Origin of the sequence: Flavobacterium sp. (assembly GCF_036405015.1) — a bacterium.
Taxonomy (GTDB): domain Bacteria; phylum Bacteroidota; class Bacteroidia; order Flavobacteriales; family Flavobacteriaceae; genus Flavobacterium.
Map to the genome: position 1 here is coordinate 1 of NZ_DASWYK010000016.1, position 22,620 is coordinate 22,620.

Genomic DNA, 22,620 nt, shown 5'->3' on the forward strand with positions numbered 1-22,620 from the left:
CATTAACATAAAGCTGTAAGCTCCCATGTTTTTAGGCTCTTCTTGCGCCCAAACATAATCATCTGCATTTGGATATTTTGCAATGATTTCTTTGATCTGCTCAATTGGGAAAGGGAATAATTGCTCGATACGAACAACTGCAACGTCATTTCTTCCGTTGTTTTCTCTTTCTGCAACAATATCGTAGTAGAATTTACCTGTACAGAAAACCAAAGTTTTAACTTTCTTCTTATCTACAGTATTGTCATCAATTGTTTCTTGGAAACTTCCAGTTGCCAATTCTTCAACAGTTGATACGCATCTTGGATCACGCAATAAACTTTTTGGAGAGAAAACAACTAAAGGTTTACGGAAATTCGTTTTCATTTGTCTTCTTAACAAGTGGAAGAAGTTAGCTGGCGTTGTACAATCTGCAACATACATATTATGTCTTGCGCAAAGTTGTAAGTAACGTTCCATTCTTGCAGAAGAGTGTTCTGCTCCTTGTCCTTCATAACCGTGAGGCAATAACATTACGATACCGTTTTGGTTGTTCCATTTGTCTTCTCCACAAGAAATGTATTGGTCAATCATAATTTGAGCACCGTTAGAGAAATCTCCAAATTGTGCTTCCCAGATTGTTAAAGCTTTTGGATTTGCTAATGCATATCCATAATCAAAACCTAAAACTCCGTACTCAGATAAAAGAGAGTTGAATACGCCAAAGTTTCCTTTTTTGTTTTCGATTCCGTTTAAAAGAATTACTTCTTCTTCAGAATCTTCTACTTTTACAACAGCATGACGGTGAGAGAAAGTTCCTCTTTCTACGTCCTGACCAGAAATACGAACATCAAATCCTTCTGTTAAAAGAGATCCGTAAGCTAATGCTTCTGCAGTTCCCCAGTCAAGAGTATTGTTATCGTATCCTACTTTTCTATCTGTAACAATTTTAGTAATCTTATTGATGAACTTTTTGTCTGATGGTAAAGTTGAAATTGTATTGATGATAGAATCTAATCCTTCTTTAGCAAAAGTAGTATCTACTTTTTGAAGCATTTGCGTATCTGTTACTTGAACAAATCCGTCCCATTCGTTTTTCATGAATGGAGTAATGATAGTCAAATCTTTTTTACGAGAAGCTTCTAAGTTTTCTTCTAGAGCCGATTTGTATTCTTTTTCTAAAGCATTCACATAAGAAGCATCGATTACACCTTCAGAAAGTAATTTCTCTGCATAAATGTCTCTTGGGTTTTTATGTTTAGCAATGATTTTGTATAAAACTGGCTGCGTGAAACGAGGTTCGTCACCTTCGTTATGTCCGTATTTTCTATAACCTAATAAGTCAATAAATACGTCACGTCCAAATTGCATTCTGTAGTCTAATGCAAAAGTCATTGCGTGAACAACAGCTTCAGCATCATCAGCATTTACGTGTAATACTGGAGATAAAGTTACTTTAGCAACGTCTGTACAATAAGTAGAAGAACGAGCGTCTAAGTAGTTTGTTGTAAATCCAACTTGGTTGTTGATTACAATGTGGATTGTTCCTCCAGTTTTGTAACCATCAAGTTGTGCCATTTGAATGATTTCGTATAAAATACCTTGACCTGCGATTGCAGCATCTCCGTGTACCGCAATTGGCAATACTTTAGAGAAATCGTCAGCATAATATTTATCTTGTTTTGCTCTTGTAATACCTTCAATTACAGCTCCAACAGTTTCTAAGTGAGAAGGGTTTGGTGCTAAATTGATGTTGATGCTTTTTCCAGATCTTGTTTTTCTGTCGGCAGTAAGACCTAAGTGGTATTTTACGTCACCGTCAAAATATTCTTGATCGTAATCTTTTCCGTCAAATTCACCAAAGATGTCTTGAGTAGATTTTCCGAAGATGTTTGCCAAAACGTTCAAACGACCACGGTGAGCCATTCCCATTACGAATTGTTCAACACCTTTTTCAGCAGCTTGTTCGATTAAAGCATCAAGAGCCGGAATGATAGATTCTCCACCTTCTAATGAGAAACGTTTTTGACCCACATATTTCGTATGAAGGAAGTTCTCAAAAGATACAGCTTCGTTTAATTTATTTAAGATAGTTTTCTTTTCTGCAGAAGAGAAAGTAGGCTGATTAACGTTTACGGATAATTTGTCCTGAATCCATTTTACAACGCCAGGATTTCTGATATACATATATTCAATACCGATATGCTGGCAGTAAATAGCTTTAAGACGATTTACGATATCTTGTAAAGAAGATGGTACCATTCCAATTGTTTGAGCAGCGTCAAAAACAGTTGAAAGGTCAGCTGTTGATAATCCGAAGTTTTCGATATCCAAAGTTGGAGATGAAGTTCTACGGTCACGAACAGGATTTGTTTTCGTGAATAAATGCCCGCGCGTACGGTATCCGTCAATTAATTTAAGAACATTGAATTCTTTCTTTAGTTTTTCTGAAACTTGACTGTAATCTGTATTGTCGCTAGTCACGTACTCAACGATCGTTTGCACAGGGTTTTCGTCGTTATAAGTTGTTTGTCCAAAGTCAAAACCTTGAAAGAAACTTCTCCAGCTAGGCTCAACGCTGTCTGGGTTAACTAAATATTGATCGTATAATTGTGCAAAAAACTCGGTATGCGCTGCGTTTAAAAATGAAAACCTATCCATAATATGAGTGAATATACTTTTTGTTATATAGAAAAGCAAAAGTACAACAATCACATTTATTTAAATCTTTTTTTTACGTACTTTTACGTAAAAATTTGTTAAAATAAACGTTAACTATGAATAAAATTCAATTTTCAATCGATTGCAAATATTATTTTGTGATTTTGGCAGTCTTATTCTCAAGTTACACAATTGCACAGCAAAAGTATGTGATTGATAATAGCAATAATTTTTGGGAAAAAGTTCAATTTGGAGGTGGATTGGGTCTAGGCTTCGGTTCTGGATATACAGATATTTCTGTAATGCCTAGTGCAATCTATAATGTTAATGAAATTGTTGCTGTTGGAGTTGGATTGCAGTTTGGATATTTGAATTCAAGAAATTATTATGAATCTTATGTTTACGGAGGAAGCTTAATTACGCTTGTAAACCCAATTCCAGAAATTCAATTGTCTGCAGAATTAGAGCAAGTAAAAGTAGACACAAGATATGAATCTAATATAAATAGACCCGCTTTTTCTGATAGTTATTGGAATACGGCACTTTATCTCGGAGCAGGTTATAGAACTGGAAATGTTACAATTGGTGCTCGTTACGATGTTCTTTATGATCCTAATAAAAGTCTTTATGGTTCCGGATTTATGCCTTTTGTGAGAGTTTATTTTTAAAAGTTGCTAAGATTCTAAGTTTTGTATTGAAATGAATAATAAGATACGTTACACATCTAACGAAATTTTCGAAATATTTAATGAACAGCATCGACTTTGTAGTCCATTAGATTTTATGGCTGATGTTTCTTTTGTGTTAACAAAAAAAACATTAATTTATGAATGGAGCGAAGCATTGGATTTACTGCATTGGAAAAAACTTGCTCAATTTTTCAATAAGGAATTTAAGATTGAAGAGTCATTAGAAACATGGGATTCTGTTTTGAATCCAGATGATAAAAGAACTTTAGGAGATTTATGTGTTTTTATAGCTAAAGTTGCTGAAAAAGAAGTTGTGGATCCAATCAAGATTTTAGGAACCGAATGCTTTTCAGCCTCTACATTTTTGACTTTAAAAAGAAACCTAAAGAATAAAGGTGTTGATGTGGCAAATTTAAGGCCTTCAACAAAAATTGAAGATTTTTTAGATGTAGATGATAATTTTTCTCCTCTTATAGAAGAAATTACTTTGACTGGCGTTCAGGTGTTTGATAAGCTGGAATATGGAAAGATAAAATCTGAAAGAAGATATAAATATTGGATAGACAAGATAGTGCCGAATTTAATTTATAAAAGAAGTTTAACTGCGGGTGAAATTATTACTTTTCGAGATTTAGTTCAAAAAATAATTGAAAATAAAAAGTTAGGAGAAAAAGCCTAAAAAACCTTAGTCCCTTAGCAACTCAGCAGCTTAGAACCTTACTTATAATAATTCCTAAACCAAACCTTCTGCCATTCCCTTTTTAAAATTAAAAAGGCAACTTGTTCTGCTAAAATGACTAAATCAGATCCATCAAGACTTTTGATCTCATTTTCAGGAACATCAATAATGTAAAGCAGATTCAAATATTCAGCAAACTTGTACTGAATCATTCTGTAGATTTTTTCGTGAAGCTGAATCTTTAGTTCATCTGGCGAAATGCTCAACGGAAAATCAATTCCTTCATTCGCCAAATTAAAATCTTTATTAATCTGCTCAATAAGATTTAAGTATAACGTCTCCGCTTGCGCCTGAGCCAATAAAGCTTCTGTATTTACGGGTGCTACAAACATGATATTTTAGATTTTAGATTGATGATTGTAGATTTTACTGAATACTGATACTGAATACTGAAAACTAGACTTTACGTCCCATTAAGTTCTCTCCAAAAGTTCTTAAAACTTCCTTCTTTTCAGAACTTATTTCCATTTTTTCTAAAGTTTCAAAAGCTTTAAAAGTATACATTTCGATAGCTTCTTGTGTTGCTTTTGAAGCGCCAGATTCATTAAAAATAGCTTTTGCTGTTTCTATTTTTTCAGTATTATCTTCTAATTGAAGCGTAAATAATTGTTCTAATGCTGCAGCTTTTTCTTTAGAAGAAAATTCTAAAGCTTTAAGATATAAATAGGTCTTTTTATTTTCGATGATATCACCTCCAACTTGTTTTCCAAAGGTTTCAGGATCGCCAAAAGCATCCAGATAATCATCCTGAAGTTGGAAAGCCAATCCTAAATTCAATCCGAAATCGTAAATTAAATCGCCTTCTTTTTCAGAAGTTTTAGCAACGATTGCACCCATTTTCATTGCAGCAGCAACCAAAACAGCTGTTTTGTATTCAATCATTTTTAGATATTCTGGAATTGTAACGTCTTTACGAACTTCAAAATCTACATCCCATTGTTGTCCTTCACAAACTTCAAGAGCTGTTTTGCTGAATAATTTTGCTAGATTTCTAAAGACAATTGGTTCGTATTGTTCAAAATACTGATAAGCCAAAATCAACATGGCATCTCCAGAAAGAATTCCTGTATTTAAATTCCATTTTTCGTGAACGGTCACTTGTCCTCTTCGTAAAGGTGCGTCATCCATAATATCATCGTGAACTAACGAGAAATTATGAAAAACTTCTACCGCCATTGCAGCAGGAAGAGCAATTGTGTAATCAGTATTAAAAACTTCCGCAGCCATCAAAGTTAAAACCGGACGAATGCGTTTCCCGCCAAGACCTAAAATATATTCAATCGGTTCATAAAGATTAACAGGCTCTTTGTGTATGTTCTGATTTTCTAAATATTTTATAAAAAAATCCTGGTACTGAGTAATGTCATGCATAAAACGAAATTCTGATTTAAGTGCCTCAAAGATACAATTCAATTATGAATTATTTCCTGATAAATATCAAATGCTGACAAAGATTTCATGTTTCTTGTAGAATGAACTCAAAATTAAATTGTTAAAAAAATAAAAAAAAATACGGAAACTTTTTTGGTGTTCTTAGTTTCCTGTTTATATTTGCACCGTAAAACGGAAACTAAGAACACTAGAAAAGTTTCCGAGTAAGATTAGAGTATTTTATAAACTCATTAAAATCAGTTATTTATGAAAACAACATGGACCTTAGATTCAACACAATCAGATGTTTTAATAAAAATGAGACATTCAAAAATTGCCTATTTAGGAGGAGCTACCAATAAATTTGGTGGTTATGTGAGTCTAGAAGATAATGAACTTGAAGATGCATCGGTAGAGTTTTCACTTGATATTAATAATAAAGATGAGAGTTTCCAGCAAGTAGACGCTTATTTACAACTTCAAGATTTTTTTGAAGAAGATGAGCATCCAATCATCAGTTTTAAATCGACTTCATTTCAAAAAGTAAACAACAATATCAACTTTATAAAAGGAGATTTAACCATAAAAGATGTAACAAGAGTGGTAGAGCTTGATGCAGAATTTATTGGAGTAAATACTTATAACGGAGAGAAAAAAGTTGCTTTTGAAATTAAAGGAGATATTAAACGTCAAGATTTTGGATTAGATTATAATTCATTTCATCACAATGGTTCGGCGTTAGGAAAAGATATAAAATTGATTGCAAATTTAGAATTTAGCATATAAATCTTACTTAATCAATAAGTTAATGTAAAATTATTACAAATAAAACGGAAACTATTTTTTTTGATTTGAGTTTCCGAGGTATATTTGTAATAGAATACGAGGAATTTAAGATGAAAGAGAAAATAATAGCAAAAGCAAGCGAACTTTTTTTAAAGCTTGGTTTTAAAAGTGTTACAATGGATGATATTGCAGGAGAAATGTGTATTTCGAAAAAAACGATTTACAAATATTTCTGCAATAAAGAAGTTTTGATTGAAGAAAGCACTTCAATGGTTCACAGCCAGGTACACGAAATTATGGATACCATTATCGCAAAGAATTATAATGCTATTCATGAGAATTTTGAAATTAGAGAAATGTTTCGAGACATGTTTAAAAATAACATTGATACTTCTCCAATTTATCAGTTGAAAAAGCATTATCCTGAGATTTACCAAAACATTCTTTCGTTTGAGATTGAGCAATGCACACAATGTTTTAGAGATAATATCGAAAAAGGAATTAGAGAAGGACTTTACAGAAGTGATTTGAATGTGGAGGTTTATGTGAAGTTTTATTACACGCTGGTTTTTCATATTAACGAAAATACCGTTTCTGAAAGCGAAGCGCAAAGAATAGAATTAGAAGCTTTAGAATACCACACTCGAGCAATGGCTACCGATAAAGGAGTCGACGAGTTAGAAAAGCAATTAAAAAGAATTAATAATTAACCATTCCAAAAATTGACTGTCATTTTTCTGTTAGGGTAAAGATGAAATGACGGTCTCATCTCAAATTTAAAAATAAATAGTAACATTTATGAAAAGAATCTTTCTAATAGTTTTGTGTACAATAGGCTTGTCTGCCACTGCACAAACCACTACTTTAACTCTGAAAGACGCAGTCAATTATGCGCTTCAAAATAAAGCTGATGCTAAAAAAGCAAAACTTCAGGTTGAAAATAGTGAATATAAAATTCAGGAAGTGCGTTCAAGAGCTTTGCCTCAAATTAGTGCAAACGGGAATTTAACACACAATCCAATTATACAAACAACTGTTATTGATGGAGCTGCGTTTGGTGCACCAGGAACCGCAATTCAGGCAGCATTTGGTCAAAAATGGACTTCTACTGCAGGGATTTCTTTGACTCAGGCACTCTTTGATCAATCTGTTTTTACAGGATTAAAAGCAGCGAGATCTACACGTGAGTTTTATCAAATAAACGATCAATTAACAGAAGAACAGGTTATTGAGAGAGTAGCAAATAACTATTACTCAGTTTATGTACAACAAGAAAGATTGATTCTGTTAGACAGTAACTACGTTAATACTACAAAAGTTCGTGATATCGTACAAGGACAATTTGATAATGGTCTTGCTAAAAAAATTGATTTAGATCGTATCATAGTAAAAATGTCTAATATCGATACAGAGCGTCAACAAATTAAAAACCAGATTACTTTACAGGAAAATGCATTGAAGTTTTATATGGGTATGCCAATTGAAACTCAAATTGTATTACCAAAAGAAGAATTTGAAGTTGTTCCTGCTGCTTTAACTCAAGAACCTAATATTGAAAACAGAACAGAATATCTACTTTTGAAAAAACAAGAAGAGCTATTGGTATTCAATAAAAAAGCAATGCAGGCAGGATATTACCCAACACTTTCTTTGTCTGCAGGTTATAACTATATTGGTCAGGGACCTGAATTTCCTTGGTTTGCAAAACCAGAAAAAGGAGTTTACTGGTCAGATTTCTCTGCAATTGCTTTAAACTTACACGTGCCAATCTTTACAGGTTTTGGAACTCGTGCGAAAGTAAGACAGGCAGATGTTGAAATCAGATCGCTTCAGGAAGATATCAAAGACACTAAATTATCTCTTGATTTAGATTATAGAAATGCTATGACTCAGATTAATAATAATCTGGTAACAATCGAAAATCAAAAAGAAAATATGCGTTTGGCGACTGAAATTCTTAGCAATACCAAAAACAATTACCTTCAGGGATTAGCATCTTTAACCGATTTGTTAGACGCAGAAAATGCATCACTTGAAGCTCAAAATAACTATACCAGAGCAGTTTTAAATTATAAAATTGCCGAAATATCTCTAATCAAATCAAAAGGCGAACTTAAATCTCTTACTAAATAACAAATTATTACAATGAAGAAAATAATTATAACAATCGTAATCATAGTCGTGGCTCTTGTCGGGATTAACTACATTTTAAATAAGAATAAGGCTGAAAATGAAGGTAAAACTGCAATCGTAGCAGAAAAAAATGCTGCAGTTTCTGTAAAAGTTGCAACAGTAAAAACAGAAGATGTAAATCTTGGTTTTACTGCAAACGGAAACTTTGTGCCAATTCAGGAATTGACTTTCTCTGCTGAAAAATCTGGAAAAGTAATCAGTGTTTTAGTAAAAGAAGGAGACTATGTAAGAGTAGGACAAACTCTTTTAACAGTAAGAGGTGACGTTATTAATGTAAATGCACAACAAGCTCAGGCTGTTTATCAAAATGCAAAAGCAGATTATGCGAGATACGAAAATGCTTTTAAAACAGGTGGAGTTACAAAACAACAATTAGATCAGGCAAAATTGGCTTTGACAAATGCACAATCTAGTTTAACACAAGCTAATATCAACGTTGGTGATACAAAAGTAAAAGCTCCAATCAACGGATACATCAACAAAAAATACATCGAACCAGGATCTATTTTGGCTGGAATGCCTGCAACTGCTTTATTTGACATCGTAAATGTTTCTAAATTGAAATTGACAGTTACTGTAAACGAAAGCCAAGTAGCAAGCTTAAAATTAGGAAACACAGTAAACATTACTGCAAGTGTTTATCCTGATAAAACTTTCTCTGGAAAAATTACATTCATCGCTGCAAAAGCAAATGAGTCATTAAACTTCCCAGTTGAAATCGAAATTACAAACAATGCTAACAACGACCTAAAAGCAGGTATGTACGGAACAGCAAATTTTGGTTCAAACAACCAAAAACAAAACTTAAAAGTAGTTCCTAGAAATGCTTTTGTTGGAAGTGTAAGCAGTAATGAAATTTTCGTAGTTGAAAACAACATCGCAAAATTGAAAAAAGTAGTAGCTGGTAGAATCTTAGGAGATAAAGTTGAAATCATTAACGGTTTGAATGACGGTGATGTTGTAATTGTTACAGGTCAAATCAACTTACAAGACGGAAATACAGTAGAAATTATTAAGTAATTGTACCGCTTTAAGCCGTAAGCACTAAGCTTTAAGCATTTCAATAAAAGCCTAAAGCCGACTGTTTACAGCCTACAGCCTAAAACAAAATATATGAAATTAGCCGAAATATCCATAAAACGTCCGTCGTTGGTAATTGTATTGTTTACAATTCTGACATTAGGTGGATTGTTCAGCTACAGCCAGTTGGGCTACGAGCTGATCCCAAAATTCGAAACCAACGTTATTACGGTTTCAACTGTTTATCCTGGAGCTTCTCCAAGTGAGGTTGAAAATACGGTAACAAAGAAAATTGAAGATGCGATTGCATCCTTAGAAAATATCAAGAAAATTGACTCGAAATCTTACGAATCTCTTTCTGTAGTGTCTATCACATTGCTTTCTACTGCTAATGTTGATATTTCGATGAATGATGCACAGCGTAAAATTAATGCGATTTTGAGTGATTTACCAGATGATGCAGATCCGCCGTCATTGACTAAATTCTCTTTGAGTGATTTACCAATTATGACGCTGGGTGCAAATGGTAAAATGGACGAAGCGGCTTTCTACGATTTGATCGATAAAAAGATTGCTCCAGTTTTATCTCGTGTACAAGGGGTTGCTCAGGTAAATATTATTGGTGGACAAGAGCGTGAGATTCAGGTAAATCTTGATGCGGTAAAAATGCAAGGTTACGGACTTTCTGTTCCACAAGTACAGCAGACTATTTTAAGTTCTAACTTAGATTTCCCAACGGGTAACATTCAAACTCGTAATCAGAAAATCTTAATCCGTTTAGCGGGTAAATACAAAAACGTTGAAGAATTAAGAAACTTAGTAGTTTCTTCTCAAAACGGAATTCAGGTTCGTTTAGGAGAAATCGCAGATGTTCAGGATACACAAAAAATTGCAGAGAAAATTGCACGTGTAGATCAGAAAAGTGCGATTGTACTTCAAATCGTGAAACAATCAGATGCCAATGCCGTTGCGGTAAGTGAGCAATTGATTAAAACAATTAAGACTTTAGAGAACGATTACAAATCGGCTCAATTAAAATTAGAAGTAGCAAAAGACAGTACAGTCTTTACTCTTGAAGCAGCAGATTCTGTTGTACACGATTTATTAATTGCGGTTATTCTGGTAGCTTTCGTAATGTTGTTCTTCTTGCACAGTATTAGAAACTCCTTAATCGTAATGGTATCGATTCCAGCCTCTTTGATTGCTACATTTATCGGAATCTATTTGTTAGGTTATACGCTTAACTTAATGTCTTTACTTGGTTTGTCTCTTGTGGTTGGTATTCTTGTGGATGACGCGATTGTGGTATTGGAGAATATTTACCGACACATGGAGATGGGTAAAAGCCGAATTCGTGCAGCTTACGATGGTACTGCCGAAATTGGCGGTACGGTAACTTCGATTACGTTGGTAATTGTGGTGGTGTTCTTACCAATTGCAATGAGTACTGGATTGGTATCTAACATTATTACACAGTTCTGTGTTACGGTAATTATATCAACCATGTTCTCTTTATTGGCTTCGTTTACAATTATTCCATGGTTGTCTTCTCGTTTTGGAAAATTAGAGCATATTGAAGGTAAAAATCTTTTCGGAAGAGTTATCCTTGGATTTGAAAGCTATTTAACTCGTTTTACTGATTGGGTGTCTAATTTGTTAAACTGGTGTTTAGATCACTATATCAAAACGATGGGAATCATCCTAGTGATGTTCTTTGGAACGATCTTCTGGTTAATGGGAGGTGGATATATTGGAGGAGAATTCTTTGCATCATCTGATAGTGGTGAGTTCTTAGTACAAATCGAGATGCCAAAAGATGCTTCTTTAGAGCAAACTAACTTTATGACGCAAAAAGCAGAAGCTTTCTTAAAAGGAGAGAAATATGTTTTCAGCCAAATTACAACGGTAGGACAAACCAGTGAAGGTTTAGGAGCGGCGCAAGCAACTGCTTACAAAGCGGAGATCGACGTTAAAATGATCGAGCAAAAAGATCGTACTGATGATGCCAACGTTTATGCTGCTAAAACAAAACGTAAACTAGAAAAGATATTAGTTGGAGCTAAAGTAAAAACAGTTCCAGTAGGTATCTTAGGTACTGCTGAGGATGCTACTTTAGGTTTGATTGTAACAGGTCCAAACGTAGAAAGCGCGATGAAATTTGCGAAAATGGCAGAAGCTGAATTGCGTACTATTCCTGGAACAACGGAGATTAAATTAACCGTTGAAGACGGAAACCCAGAGATCAACGTTCAGGTTGACAGAGATAAAATGGCTGCTTTAGGACTAACACTTCAAACAGTTGGTTTAACAATGCAAACTGCTTATAGTGGAAATACTGATGGTAAATTTAGAGCAGGTGAATACGAATATGATATCAACATCAAATACAACGAATTTGATAGAAAAAATATCACAGACGTTAGTAACTTGATTTTCATAAACAATGCAGGTCAACAAATTAAATTAAACCAATTTGCTACTATTACAGAAGGTTCAGGACCAAGTAAATTAGAGCGTAGAGATAAAACAGCTTCTGTAACCGTACAAGGTCAGAACGTTGGGGTACCAGCAGGAACAATCGTTACGCAATGGCAAGAAAAATTAGATAAATTGCAAAAACCAACTGGAGTAAACTACATCTGGGGTGGTGACCAAGAGAACCAATCAGAAGGATTTGGTACTTTAGGAATCGCATTATTAGCCGCTATTATTTTGGTTTACCTTGTAATGGTTGGATTATATGACAGTTTCGTTCACCCGTTTGTTGTATTGTTTGCTATTCCGCTTTCGTTTATTGGAGTTTTATTTGCCTTGGCATTAACAAATAATACATTAAATATCTTTACCATCTTAGGGGTAATCATGTTGATTGGTCTGGTGTGTAAGAACGCGATCATGCTTGTAGATTATACCAATCAGCGTAGAGCTGCAGGAGAATCTATTAGACAAGCGTTAATCCAAGCAAACCACGCTCGTTTACGTCCAATCTTGATGACGACAATTGCGATGGTGTTCGGTATGTTCCCAATTGCATTAGCATCTGGAGCAGGAGCTGAGTGGAAAAACGGATTAGCTTGGGTAATTATTGGAGGTTTGATTTCATCATTATTCCTAACGTTAATTGTGGTTCCAGTTATCTATGATATTATGGAGAAAATCATTAGAAAATTCTCTAAAGGAGAAAAAATCGACTATGAAGCTGAAATGGTTGCCGATTATGAGCACACAGAATTAAGCGAAGACGGTTTTAATCCAAAACATACCCATTAATAGTTTTAATTTTTGATCGAAATTCCAAAGTCCGAATTGGAATTTCAAAATGAAAAATCCCAAGTTCCTTAAAAATGGAATTTGGGATTTTTTTATTGATTTTTTTTTAAATATTTCACGCAGATTATACAGATTTTAGCAGATCAAATTAGATTAGAAAATCTCTATTTATCTGCTTAAATTCTATTAAATCTGCGTGAAAAAATCATCATCAGTTTTTAATTGTTCAGTAATAAAATGACAAGTTCCTTAAAATTGGAATTTGGGATTTTTATATTGAAATTTAATTATAAGTAGGCTTTTTCGTTTATTTGCATCACCTTATAAAAATTACTATGCTACAAAAAGATAAATCTGCGGCAATTGGTTTTATTTTCATAACCATGTTAATTGATATCACAGGATGGGGAATTATTATTCCAGTAATCCCGAAATTGATTGAAGAACTGATTCATGGAGACATCAGCGAAGCAGCAAAAATAGGTGGCTGGTTGACTTTCGCGTATGCGATAACTCAATTTGTATTTGCTCCAGTAATTGGAAATTTGAGTGATAAATTTGGAAGAAGGCCAATTATCTTAATTTCACTTTTCGGATTTTCATTAGATTATATTTTATTAGCATTTTCACCAACAATTATTTGGCTTTTTATCGGAAGAATTATAGCTGGTGTAACTGGTGCAAGTATTACAACCGCTTCGGCTTATATTGCCGATGTGAGTACTGCTGAAAACAGAGCTAAAAACTTCGGATTAATTGGTGCTGCTTTCGGATTAGGTTTCATCATCGGACCTGTTATTGGAGGACTTTTAGGTCAATACGGTTCTAGAGTTCCTTTTTATGCTGCAGCCATTTTATGTATGGTAAATTTCCTTTACGGATTTTTCATTCTACCAGAATCCCTTAAAAAAGAAAACCGAAGACCTTTTGACTGGAAACGTGCCAACCCAATTGGAGCCATTTTAGGTTTAAGAAAACATCCTACTTTAATCGGATTAATTGCAGCGATTTTTTTCTTGTATGTGGGTTCACATGCCGTACAAAGTAACTGGAGTTTCTTCACCATTTACCAATTTAACTGGGACGAAAGAATGATCGGAATTTCATTGGGAATAATCGGTTTGTTGGTTGGAGTTGTACAAGGTGGTTTGGTTCGATTTATCAATCCGAAAATTGGAAATGAAAAAAGTATTTATATAGGTTTAGCTTTATATACAATCGGAATGTTGTTATTCGCTTTTGCAACTGAAAGTTGGATGATGTTTGTGTTTTTAATTCCGTATTGCCTTGGAGGAATTGCCGGTCCAGCATTACAATCTGTAGTTGCAAGTAAAGTTGAACCAAGTGAGCAAGGAGAAATTCAGGGAACTTTAACCAGTTTAATGAGTGCGTCTTCTATTATTGGCCCGCCGATGATGGCTAATACTTTTTACTTTTTTACTCACGAAGATGCCCCTTTTAAATTTGCAGGAGCGCCATTTATTTTGGGTGGAGTTTTAATGCTATTGAGTACAATTGTAGCTTATTTTTCTTTGAAAAAGCATATTACTCCAAAATTAGAAAATCAAGAAATAGTATAAAAAAAAGTCTTCAGTAAAATGAAGACTTTTTTATTATTTGGAATTTCTACTTCAAATACAAATAATGGTTAAAATAATCAATAATTGCTTTTCCTTCCAGTAAGACATCAGCTCCAATAATTCCATGAACTGGTTTTGCCTTAAAAGATTCTAAGGCTTCATTAACATGCGAAAGATCAAAAATAACGATACTAAAATCCTTATTTTTCCAGCTTCCTAATTGTAATTTATTTTGAGAAGAAATCTGTGTATCCATTCCTGTTCCGCCAGCTCCGGAAGCTTTGGTCTTAGAATTTTTTGCAGCAAGTTCAAAATGTTCAATACATTCAAAACCAACACAGGTATTTGATGCGCCCGTATCTAAAATAAAACTTCCCTTGATACCATTAATTTTGGCTTTTATCTGCAAATGCTGCGTTTTAGTAATCTTGAATTTTATTTTTTTGTAATTCCCAATTTTGAGAATTTTGTGAAGATCTTCCATTTTCTGTAATGATTGAAAACCAAAAATAAGCCAATTACAGCCAAAAAACTAATGATATAGAAGATATAATTTGTTGGTTTGGCTTCCTTTTCAATCGTCCCATAATACACAAAAGCACTCCAGTAATAAGGCGATTTTTTTGCATTCGGAATATTTTCGTCTTTTAGAAATGCTCTTTTTGCATCTGAAACGGCATTTACAAAAGAAGTATTATGTTTCAGATCTTTATAAAAATAATCCATAAAAACAGAAGTCGTATAATCATTTACATTCCATAAAGAAAACAACAAGTTTTGTGCTCCTGCAAACTGAAAACCTCTTGCTATACTCATTGTGCCTTCTGCTTTATACAATTTACCAATTCCGGTTTCGCAAGCACTTAACACCACCAAATCAGGATTGAGTTGTAAATTATACAATTCAGAAAATAAGATTTCCTGATCGTAAAATCTAATACTGGCGGGCGTTTCAAAATCACCAGAAGAAGCATGAGTACTAAGGTGTATAATAGATTTCGCTGTAATATTGTTTTTAAAGTTAGAAAAGGTAGCATTTTCATTTTCAAAAAACTGACCGTCAAAATTTTGTTTGATAGATTGTAATTCATTCTTAGAAAATCGAAGCGCATAACTGGTCTTTTCAAAAATTGGAAAAATACCCAAAATATTTCTTTTGTCGTTTGAAATAGCACTTGAATTCAAATACAATTCAGCCGAATTATTATACGAAATGTCAAAATCATTTAGCAAATAATTCATTTTGGCAAAATTTGTCGTTTTGGATTGTTTTGTAATTAAGGCTTCAAAAGGCAATAAACTCAAAAGTCCGTCTGGAATAATAATTAGATTTTTGTAGTTAGATTTTGCAGGTAAAAGAAGATTTTTATAAGCATGGAACGCTGTTTTTTGAAAATACCCAATATCGCTTAAAATAGACTCTGGTTTAAAAAAAAGATTAGTGTAAGATAGTATAGATTCACCACATATGTGACCAATACAAATAAATTTTAATTCAATATGATGGTTTTGAATTACAAATAAATAAATGGTTTTAGAGCCCCAAAAATACTCATACATTGCAGCATTATCTTTGTTGAGTTTGGTGTATAAATTTTGTAAATCAAATGAAGTCTGATTCTTTTTGTTGTTTTTTTCTTCGTTTGATTTCAACAAAAGCATTAATTTATTTTGCTTTTGAATGGCTTCATTTATTTTTGAAATATCTGCCAGTTCTTGTTTCTGCTGTTCTTTTAGAATAATGGTATTCCAATTCTGCATCTGCTGCAAAATTATTTTTTCTTCTCTCGAAAGCGATTCCAAATTACGAAGATGATCTTTTAGAACAACAGATTTAGTATGTTCGGCAAGCTTGAAAGCAGCTTCGATATAACTTGTTTTCTTTTCGGTTTCAAAAAGAGATTGATAAATATCGAGACATTTTTCAGTGCGATTTCGATTTCTAATTTGAGTTATAATTTTAGAATCTTCGTAAACCAAAAGTGATCGAAATAATTCTTCAATATAAAAAGAAAGCGAATAACTTTTTAATGCATTTTTGGGCTCTTCAAGAGCGAGATAAAGTTCGGCTTGTAAATCTAAAGCGTCCAGCAAAACAGTTTCAGCAAAGAGTGTATTTTTGTCTGGAAGCACATTTTTCTGATTTTGATAATTAGGAACTAAAATTTTATAAACTGTTTTTAGTTCAGATTGTGCTTCGTCTAAATTGTTTTGTTTTAGTAACAGATATGCTTTTTCCAGATAAAATTTTGCTTTTTTTCTAGGTTCCTGTTGCGGTAGTTTTTCAAAAATTGCTTCTGCTTTTGTAAAATATTGTACTGCTTCTTTTGTATGAAAAGCTATTTTTATTCTATAAAGATTGATGTAAGTATTGTATAAATTTTCTAAGACGGTTTTATCATTTTTTAATAGCGGAATAGCTTTCAAAAAAGCATTTTCTGCTTCAGAATTGTCTTCGTTAATATTCCTTAAAAGATAATTTGCGCCTAAATTGTTTAACAAAAGTCCTTTTTGAGTGGGCGCCAATTTTTCTGAACGAATCGTTTTTTCAAGCATTTTAATTGCTTCTGTAACTCTTCCTGAGTTTTGATAAACGTTTGATAAGTTTAAAATTGCGGCGGTTTTTTGTTTTTCATTCTTTTCTTCATTAGCAATAAAATAATATTGTTTGATAGTGTTTTCGGCATTTTTATAATCGCCCAAAATCGTGTACAAATTTCCCAAAGGTTTCAGGCAGAATTCGACAATATCATAATTTTGTAGTTTGTAGTTTTGGTAAATCATCCAGGCTTTTTCATAACTCGAAATCGCGTTTTGAGTCTGCCCAAACTGATTTTCATAATAGGCTTTATTGCAATTTAAAATAACGATTGCCAGCAGTTCGTCTTTGGTTTTTGGTTTAGCACTTTTCCAAAAAACACTTTCTGTATTTCTTAAATTTTGTAACGCTTCCGCGGAAGGATTAGCTGTAAAACTATCTACAACATTATAGATTTTATCTTCCTGATTTTGTCCAAAAACATTTAGACTCAGGAAAAAGAAAATTAAACCATATAAGTTATGTAAGTTTTTGTATGCCACAGATTAAAAGGATTAAAAAGGATTTCTAAAATAGGTTGAGAAAAGCCAAAAGGTGTTTTAAATTTATACTAAATTACTTTTTTTATCAATCAGATTAGCTGAGAAATCAATCCAATCCTTTTAATCTGCGGCATAAAACTTAAATCATCTTATATTACTTATATGGTGAAAAAATCAAAACTTCCAAATCCCATAAACTTGAAAGTAATTAAAATTCTGTTCAAAATTAATCACATAGCGTGCGCCCAAACTCGGACCAATTCTTGCAAATCCGGCTGTTAAATCAAATAATACGCCTGTTTTTACATCTGTAAAAGAGTTTTTGATTTTGTTAGAACTCGTAGTCGAACTGATTAAAAAATTCTCTTTGTCGCCTTCATAAGTATCAACCGTTATATTTTGATTTTGCTCGGCAGAGACATTTACATTGGCTTGAATTCCAGCTCCAACTCCGATATAATTATTGATGTTGTAACGAATTAAAACAGGAACTTCCCAATTGATGTTTTTATTTTCTGTTGTCGTTGTTGTGCGTACTAATTGTCTCGTTCCGTTTGCATTGGTATTAAAGGCATCCACCACATTGTTTGCACTGTTATATTGGTTTAAAGCATTTACCCATTCGACTTGCCAATAAAAACGATACGATTTAAAAGGCGAAAGCGTTGCACCAACAAAATAACTGGTCGATTTATCCAGATCCGAATAAAAATTGTAACCTGCTTTTGCACCAATCGAAATTCCAGGCAGGAATCGGGTAGTGGCATAATTGGTAATTATCGGTTCGTTTTTATCAAAAATAATCGCAGTTCGGCTTTTGGTTTTTACCTTATGAAAATCCTCTCCAAACTTCATCGAATATTTGACAAAACCTTTTGTAGAATCTTTTTCATGAACATTTTTCTGTTCGCTTCCAGGAAGATAAATGTTTTTGAAAGTAAAAATAATCTGTTTTTGTTTGATAATCGTATCGAGACAGCTTACAGTTGGTTCTTCGCCTTTCGGGCAAATTGGACATTCTGGATACATACTTTCGATCTGAAAAGTCTTTTTATCAAACATATCTGGAATATCGGTTTCTAAACGAATTTTTCTTGCAGGACCTTCTCCGTTGTTTTGAAAACGGGTTTTGAAATTAACCCTTTTAAAACGAACTAATCTATAATTCATAAAACTTCCATTAGACCCCATTTTGTTCGGGTCATGAGAAGTTACAATTTCCATTTCCAGTTTTTTTACTTTATGGTTTTTATAACTTCGATTTGGAACAAAAATACCACGTATGGTGACTGTGGCACTCGTATCTTTTATCATTTCGGGAGTAGTTTTGAAAGTATAAAAAACATTACGTGTTTCTCCCGGATTAGCATCATCAAATTCTAAAACAGAAACGTTGTGATAGGTTTTATTGGCATCTAAAAGCGAAGCATCTAAATCTTCTTCTGTAGTTGTATTTCTATATTTTTTGGTTTTGAAATTCCCTTCGGCAGAAGCCAGAAAATGATTCGAATCGTTTAGATCATTAACCGAGGCAACAAGGTTTTCTTTTACTTCACGTTCGCCGGCATAGGTTCTAAAATCACTCAATTCGAAATTATTGTGTTTGAATTGCTTTTCATTATAAAATAAATACAGCTTTCCGTTTGAAACATAATTCTCCAGATTTTGATAACTTACTACGACTACCATTTCCTGTTCTGGAATAGGATCACAGTTCTTAATAATCGCAAAACCATTTTGATCGGCAATAGAAGCAATGTCGTTGAAATTAGTATCTGTAATATCGTTTATCGCTACTTTTTTCGGACGTGTTGCCGGCGGTTTCCCATTATCGTAATTATTAGTTACAGCCAGTCTTGTGGTGTAGTTTCCTTTCTTTTTATAAACGTGTTTAGGTTCTGCTTCTTTACTGTAATGTCCATCACCCAATTCCCATAAATAGGAATAACTTGGTTTTGGAGCACCCGCAATCGGAATCAAAGGCGGTGTTTCTGGTTTAAAACTCACCCGATTTCCGTTTTGGGTAAAACCAATATTGGCTCTTCGGGTTATAGTGTCTTTGACTTTGGTTTGTCCTATCGAAAAAAGAGAAAATAGAATAAAGAAAATAGACAGTTGTGGTTTCATAACTAGACAGTTTTTGGGTTCAAAAATTTCTTAGTCAAACTTTCAAACAGGATTAAATGTAAAAAAAAGTGATGAGCAAATCACCACTTTTTCTTAAAAAAAGCATTTGTAAGTTACTGAATGGCATTAATTGCAGCAACAAGTTGAGCTTCGGTACCGACTGTTGTTTCGGCAAGATTAAAGGTATATACGGCATTTGCTGTTGTGGTTACTCCTTTGATTGCATAACGCCAGTTTCCATTGTCTTCGGTTGCAAAAATGATGTGACAAGCTAATCCAATCGGGATTTGTCCATAGTGTTCGCTAAACAAACCTTCAGCTGTGTACGTGTCTAATTTAGCCAGAGCATTTGTTCCTTCACCATCATAAGAAAGGTAAACAGCACTGTTTGTATTGTCATAACCTTCAGGAACGTCAACCAGAATAGTTGTTTTTGGTCTTGGATCACTGTAAAAACGATCCACGTTTGTCCATCCAAAGTTGCCAAAAGTTACATAATAATTGTTTCCTTCGCCTTGTACGCCACCTTTTCCGTCAGCGCCTCTAGCATCTTTCCAGGCTAGTTCGCCATCTTCATCAATAACTCCAGTCCATAAAGTCATTAAGTTATCAAAACCATTTGTTAGTGCCGTTGGAACAATCATGTTCATGTAGCATGAAGTTTGTAATTCGACTCCCCCCTGAGTTGCTTTGATGAAGAATTCACCCCCTGAGATTAACAAGTTTTTCTTTCCGTCTGCTGTAATTCCCATTGTTGGTTTATTGGTCACAAGCATATTTCCTTTATCAAAAAGTTCGACAAACTCAATATCAACTTGTCCCGTTACTGGATTCCCATTTTTGGTTAAACAGTCTCCGTTAATGTAAAGCTTGACACCCTTTGCGGATGTTAGAGTTACTACTCCGTTGCCCGCTGTCATGGTAAAATTTTGCGTGTTTCTTTTTAAGCCTTTTTCACTGATGCTTTTAAAAGCGGCTGCTGTTGGAGGAGAAAGTTTGATGTCTTCTCCGTCGCTGTTATCGCAGCTTGCGAAAATTGTCATAGCTATTATTAAAAGTCCGATTTTTCTAAAATTTGTTTTCATAATTTCTAGTTTTTATAAATCTGGCTTGATTGTTTCAAGTGGTTTTCAGATTTGGTTGTTAATTATAGGATTAAATCAATTTGGGTTTTGTTTTGTTACCCCTGTTTTCAAAAAAATAATTTTAAAGGCTTTTATATCGTTATATCAATTGGCTTTAAAAATTGTTACCCTGCTTTTGATTTTTTTTTATTTAAGCCGAAAGACATTTGTCTTCAAAGAGATTTCCGTCTTCATCAACAGCAACGAGAATGTCTTTTTTGCGGGAGAAATTTAGAATAAGATAAATCCATACAATCAGCCAAAAACCTAAAGTCATACAGCTGATGAATAAATGCAGTGCGTGATTGATTGCTTTTTTTTCTTTCGATAAAACTACATAAGGGAGTTTCTCACTATGTTCTGTAATTACAAAACCACTGCGTGTTTTGGCTGCGATTATTTCGTAAAAACGATCTAAATTTTTCTCATTTACAAATTGGTAACTTTCCATTTCTTTTAATTTTTTAAAGGTTTTTAAAAGACTTTTGTTTCGATAGATACAATTGACTGAATTATTGTTACCCATTGTTTTAAAATTTTTTGAGATTCTTTTTTTAAATTAGCTATTAAAATTTCTTTCTATGGATCAAAACAAAATTCATCCTGACCAAAAATATATCGATGGACTAGCCGCAAATGATTCGGTTGTAATCGAAATGATATATAAGAAGTATGCTCCAAAAGTGGTAATGTTTATTACCAACAACTCGGGAGATAAAGATCAGGCGCAGGATGTGATTCAGGAAATTATGATTTTGCTTTTTAATCAGGCGAAAGCCAAAACACTTCATTTGACTTGTCCATTTGATGCTTACTTTTTCCTATTATGCAAAAGACGATGGCTAAACGAATTGAAAAAATCATCTAACAAAGGGGTAACAATTTACGAGAATGTAGTATCTATCAATGAATCTGCACACGAACTAATTGCTCAAACAGAAGAATTTGACGAAAAACAAAAGCTTTTTGATACCATGTTTCAAAAACTGGGAGAGAAATGTCAGGAAGTTTTAAAACTTAGTTTCAGTTTAAAATCTATGGAAGAAGTGGCCGAAAAACTCAATGTAACTTACGGTTATGTTCGAAAAAAGAAATCGTTATGTGTGGGCCAGTTAACGCAGTGGATTCAGGAAGCGAAAAATTTTAACTCTTTAAAAAATAATTAATCATGAACGAAGAACGCTATATCTTATTTGATCAATATCTTCAGGGCGAACTATCCGTTGATGAAAGAAGCAATTTAGAGAAACAATTAGCCGAAGATCCAGAATTGGCATCGGCATTGGAAAGTTTCAAAGAAATGCATTTTCAATTAGAAAATAAATTCAGTCACGAACAGGAACGCGAAGTTTTTAAAGAAAATCTGACTCGAATTTCCAATAAATATTTCAACAAAAAGAAAACAAAAGTTGTTTCGCTTAAGCCTTGGTATCTGGCGGTTGCGGCTTCAGTGGCTATTATGTTTGCACTGTTTTATTTTGATTATAATCATTATCCGAATTTTGAAGATTACAATCATCCCGAAAGTGCTTATTTTACAGAAAGAGGTGTTTCTGAGGAGACATTAAAGAAAGCTGAAAATGATTTCAATGGCAAACGATATGAAAAAGCAATTCCGCTTTTTGAAAGTATTTTGAAAGAAGATAATTCACCAGAAATTAAATATTTCTATGGTGTTTCATTACTGCAAGTAAGCAAATACGTAAAAGCTGAAACTATCTTTAAAGAGTTAGAATCTGGAAATTCAGTCTATAAAGAAAAAGCAAAGTGGAATATGGCTTTATCTAAGTTGAAACAAGGAAAATATAAAGAATGTAAAGAGGTTTTACAGACCATTTCTCAGAATTATGAAGATTACGATGAAGTAGAACATTTATTAGAAGAATTGGAATAAATTTCAACTTTTTTAAAAAAAATTAGCTCTAATACGGGAAACCTCAATCGAATTTGGAATTTTAGTTCTAAATTCGATTTTCTTTTTAAAAGAATTGCCCCAAACG

Annotated in this window: 18 protein-coding genes; 10 read left to right on the plus strand and 8 right to left on the minus strand. The window is 33.4% G+C overall.

Going from position 1 to position 22,620, the window contains the following annotated elements:
• Positions 1–2,640, minus strand: a 2,640-nt coding sequence (locus tag VGE71_RS01545) for a 2-oxoglutarate dehydrogenase E1 component (RefSeq protein WP_331136724.1), incomplete at its 3' end; no start/stop codon positions are given.
• Between the two features lie 116 nt (positions 2,641–2,756).
• Here VGE71_RS01545 and VGE71_RS01550 point away from each other — a divergent pair.
• Positions 2,757–3,308 carry a hypothetical protein gene (locus tag VGE71_RS01550; protein WP_331136725.1) on the plus strand — a complete coding sequence of 184 codons (552 nt, stop codon included), beginning with the start codon at positions 2,757–2,759 and terminating at the stop codon, positions 3,306–3,308.
• 31 nt (positions 3,309–3,339) lie between these two features.
• Positions 3,340–4,008 (plus strand): hypothetical protein, encoded by a 669-nt coding sequence (locus VGE71_RS01555; protein WP_331136726.1) that lies wholly within the window; start codon positions 3,340–3,342, stop codon positions 4,006–4,008.
• Between the two features lie 38 nt (positions 4,009–4,046).
• On the opposite strand, the gene VGE71_RS01560 is transcribed toward VGE71_RS01555, so the two are convergent.
• Both VGE71_RS01560 and VGE71_RS01565 read right to left on the minus strand, forming a co-directional pair.
• A complete protein-coding gene (locus tag VGE71_RS01560; RefSeq protein ID WP_331136727.1) occupies positions 4,047–4,400 on the minus strand; it encodes a hypothetical protein in 354 nt (117 codons plus the stop codon).
• Positions 4,401–4,464: 64 nt separating this feature from the next.
• A complete protein-coding gene (locus VGE71_RS01565) occupies positions 4,465–5,439 on the minus strand; it encodes a polyprenyl synthetase family protein (RefSeq protein ID WP_331136728.1) in 975 nt (324 codons plus the stop codon).
• Positions 5,440–5,706: 267 nt separating this feature from the next.
• Here VGE71_RS01565 and VGE71_RS01570 point away from each other — a divergent pair, with 267 nt between their 5' ends.
• From VGE71_RS01570 to VGE71_RS01595, 6 genes are all read left to right on the plus strand, one after another.
• Positions 5,707–6,225, plus strand: a complete 519-nt coding sequence (locus tag VGE71_RS01570) for a YceI family protein (RefSeq protein WP_144215997.1) — start codon at positions 5,707–5,709, stop codon at positions 6,223–6,225.
• 110 nt (positions 6,226–6,335) lie between these two features.
• Positions 6,336–6,935: a TetR/AcrR family transcriptional regulator gene (locus tag VGE71_RS01575; protein WP_331136729.1), complete on the plus strand. Its 600-nt coding sequence runs from the start codon at positions 6,336–6,338 to the stop codon at positions 6,933–6,935.
• An 88-nt stretch (positions 6,936–7,023) separates the two neighbouring features.
• A complete protein-coding gene (locus VGE71_RS01580) occupies positions 7,024–8,358 on the plus strand; it encodes a TolC family protein (RefSeq protein WP_331136730.1) in 1,335 nt (444 codons plus the stop codon).
• Positions 8,359–8,370: 12 nt separating this feature from the next.
• Positions 8,371–9,438: an efflux RND transporter periplasmic adaptor subunit gene (locus VGE71_RS01585; RefSeq protein ID WP_331136731.1), complete on the plus strand. Its 1,068-nt coding sequence runs from the start codon at positions 8,371–8,373 to the stop codon at positions 9,436–9,438.
• A gap of 93 nt (positions 9,439–9,531) precedes the next feature.
• Complete coding sequence (locus VGE71_RS01590; protein WP_331136732.1) at positions 9,532–12,708, plus strand: efflux RND transporter permease subunit; 3,177 nt, start codon at positions 9,532–9,534, stop codon at positions 12,706–12,708.
• A gap of 335 nt (positions 12,709–13,043) precedes the next feature.
• Positions 13,044–14,288, plus strand: a complete 1,245-nt coding sequence (locus VGE71_RS01595; protein WP_331136733.1) for a TCR/Tet family MFS transporter — start codon at positions 13,044–13,046, stop codon at positions 14,286–14,288.
• A gap of 46 nt (positions 14,289–14,334) precedes the next feature.
• Here the strand turns inward: VGE71_RS01595 and VGE71_RS01600 are convergent, their stop codons facing one another.
• From VGE71_RS01600 to VGE71_RS01620, 5 genes are all read right to left on the minus strand, one after another.
• On the minus strand, positions 14,335–14,772 hold the full coding sequence (locus VGE71_RS01600) for a retropepsin-like aspartic protease (RefSeq protein WP_331136734.1): 438 nt from the start codon (positions 14,770–14,772) through the stop codon (positions 14,335–14,337).
• Positions 14,724–17,369: a CHAT domain-containing tetratricopeptide repeat protein gene (locus VGE71_RS01605; protein ID WP_331136735.1), complete on the minus strand. Its 2,646-nt coding sequence runs from the start codon at positions 17,367–17,369 to the stop codon at positions 14,724–14,726. Before VGE71_RS01605 ends, VGE71_RS01600 begins: the two co-directional genes overlap by 49 nt.
• Before the next feature lie 174 nt (positions 17,370–17,543).
• A complete protein-coding gene (locus tag VGE71_RS01610) occupies positions 17,544–19,496 on the minus strand; it encodes a PKD domain-containing protein (RefSeq protein WP_331136736.1) in 1,953 nt (650 codons plus the stop codon).
• Positions 19,497–19,609: 113 nt separating this feature from the next.
• Positions 19,610–20,581, minus strand: a complete 972-nt coding sequence (locus VGE71_RS01615; RefSeq protein WP_331136737.1) for a hypothetical protein — start codon at positions 20,579–20,581, stop codon at positions 19,610–19,612.
• Positions 20,582–20,771: 190 nt separating this feature from the next.
• Positions 20,772–21,071 (minus strand): hypothetical protein, encoded by a 300-nt coding sequence (locus VGE71_RS01620; protein ID WP_144219789.1) that lies wholly within the window; start codon positions 21,069–21,071, stop codon positions 20,772–20,774.
• A 130-nt stretch (positions 21,072–21,201) separates the two neighbouring features.
• Here VGE71_RS01620 and VGE71_RS01625 point away from each other — a divergent pair, with 130 nt between their 5' ends.
• Both VGE71_RS01625 and VGE71_RS01630 read left to right on the plus strand, forming a co-directional pair.
• On the plus strand, positions 21,202–21,786 hold the full coding sequence (locus VGE71_RS01625) for a sigma-70 family RNA polymerase sigma factor (protein ID WP_331136738.1): 585 nt from the start codon (positions 21,202–21,204) through the stop codon (positions 21,784–21,786).
• A 2-nt stretch (positions 21,787–21,788) separates the two neighbouring features.
• The gene (locus VGE71_RS01630) at positions 21,789–22,514 is read left to right on the plus strand and encodes a tetratricopeptide repeat protein (protein WP_331136739.1); all 726 of its coding nucleotides are present in this window, start codon (positions 21,789–21,791) and stop codon (positions 22,512–22,514) included.
• Positions 22,515–22,620: the final 106 nt, after the last annotated feature.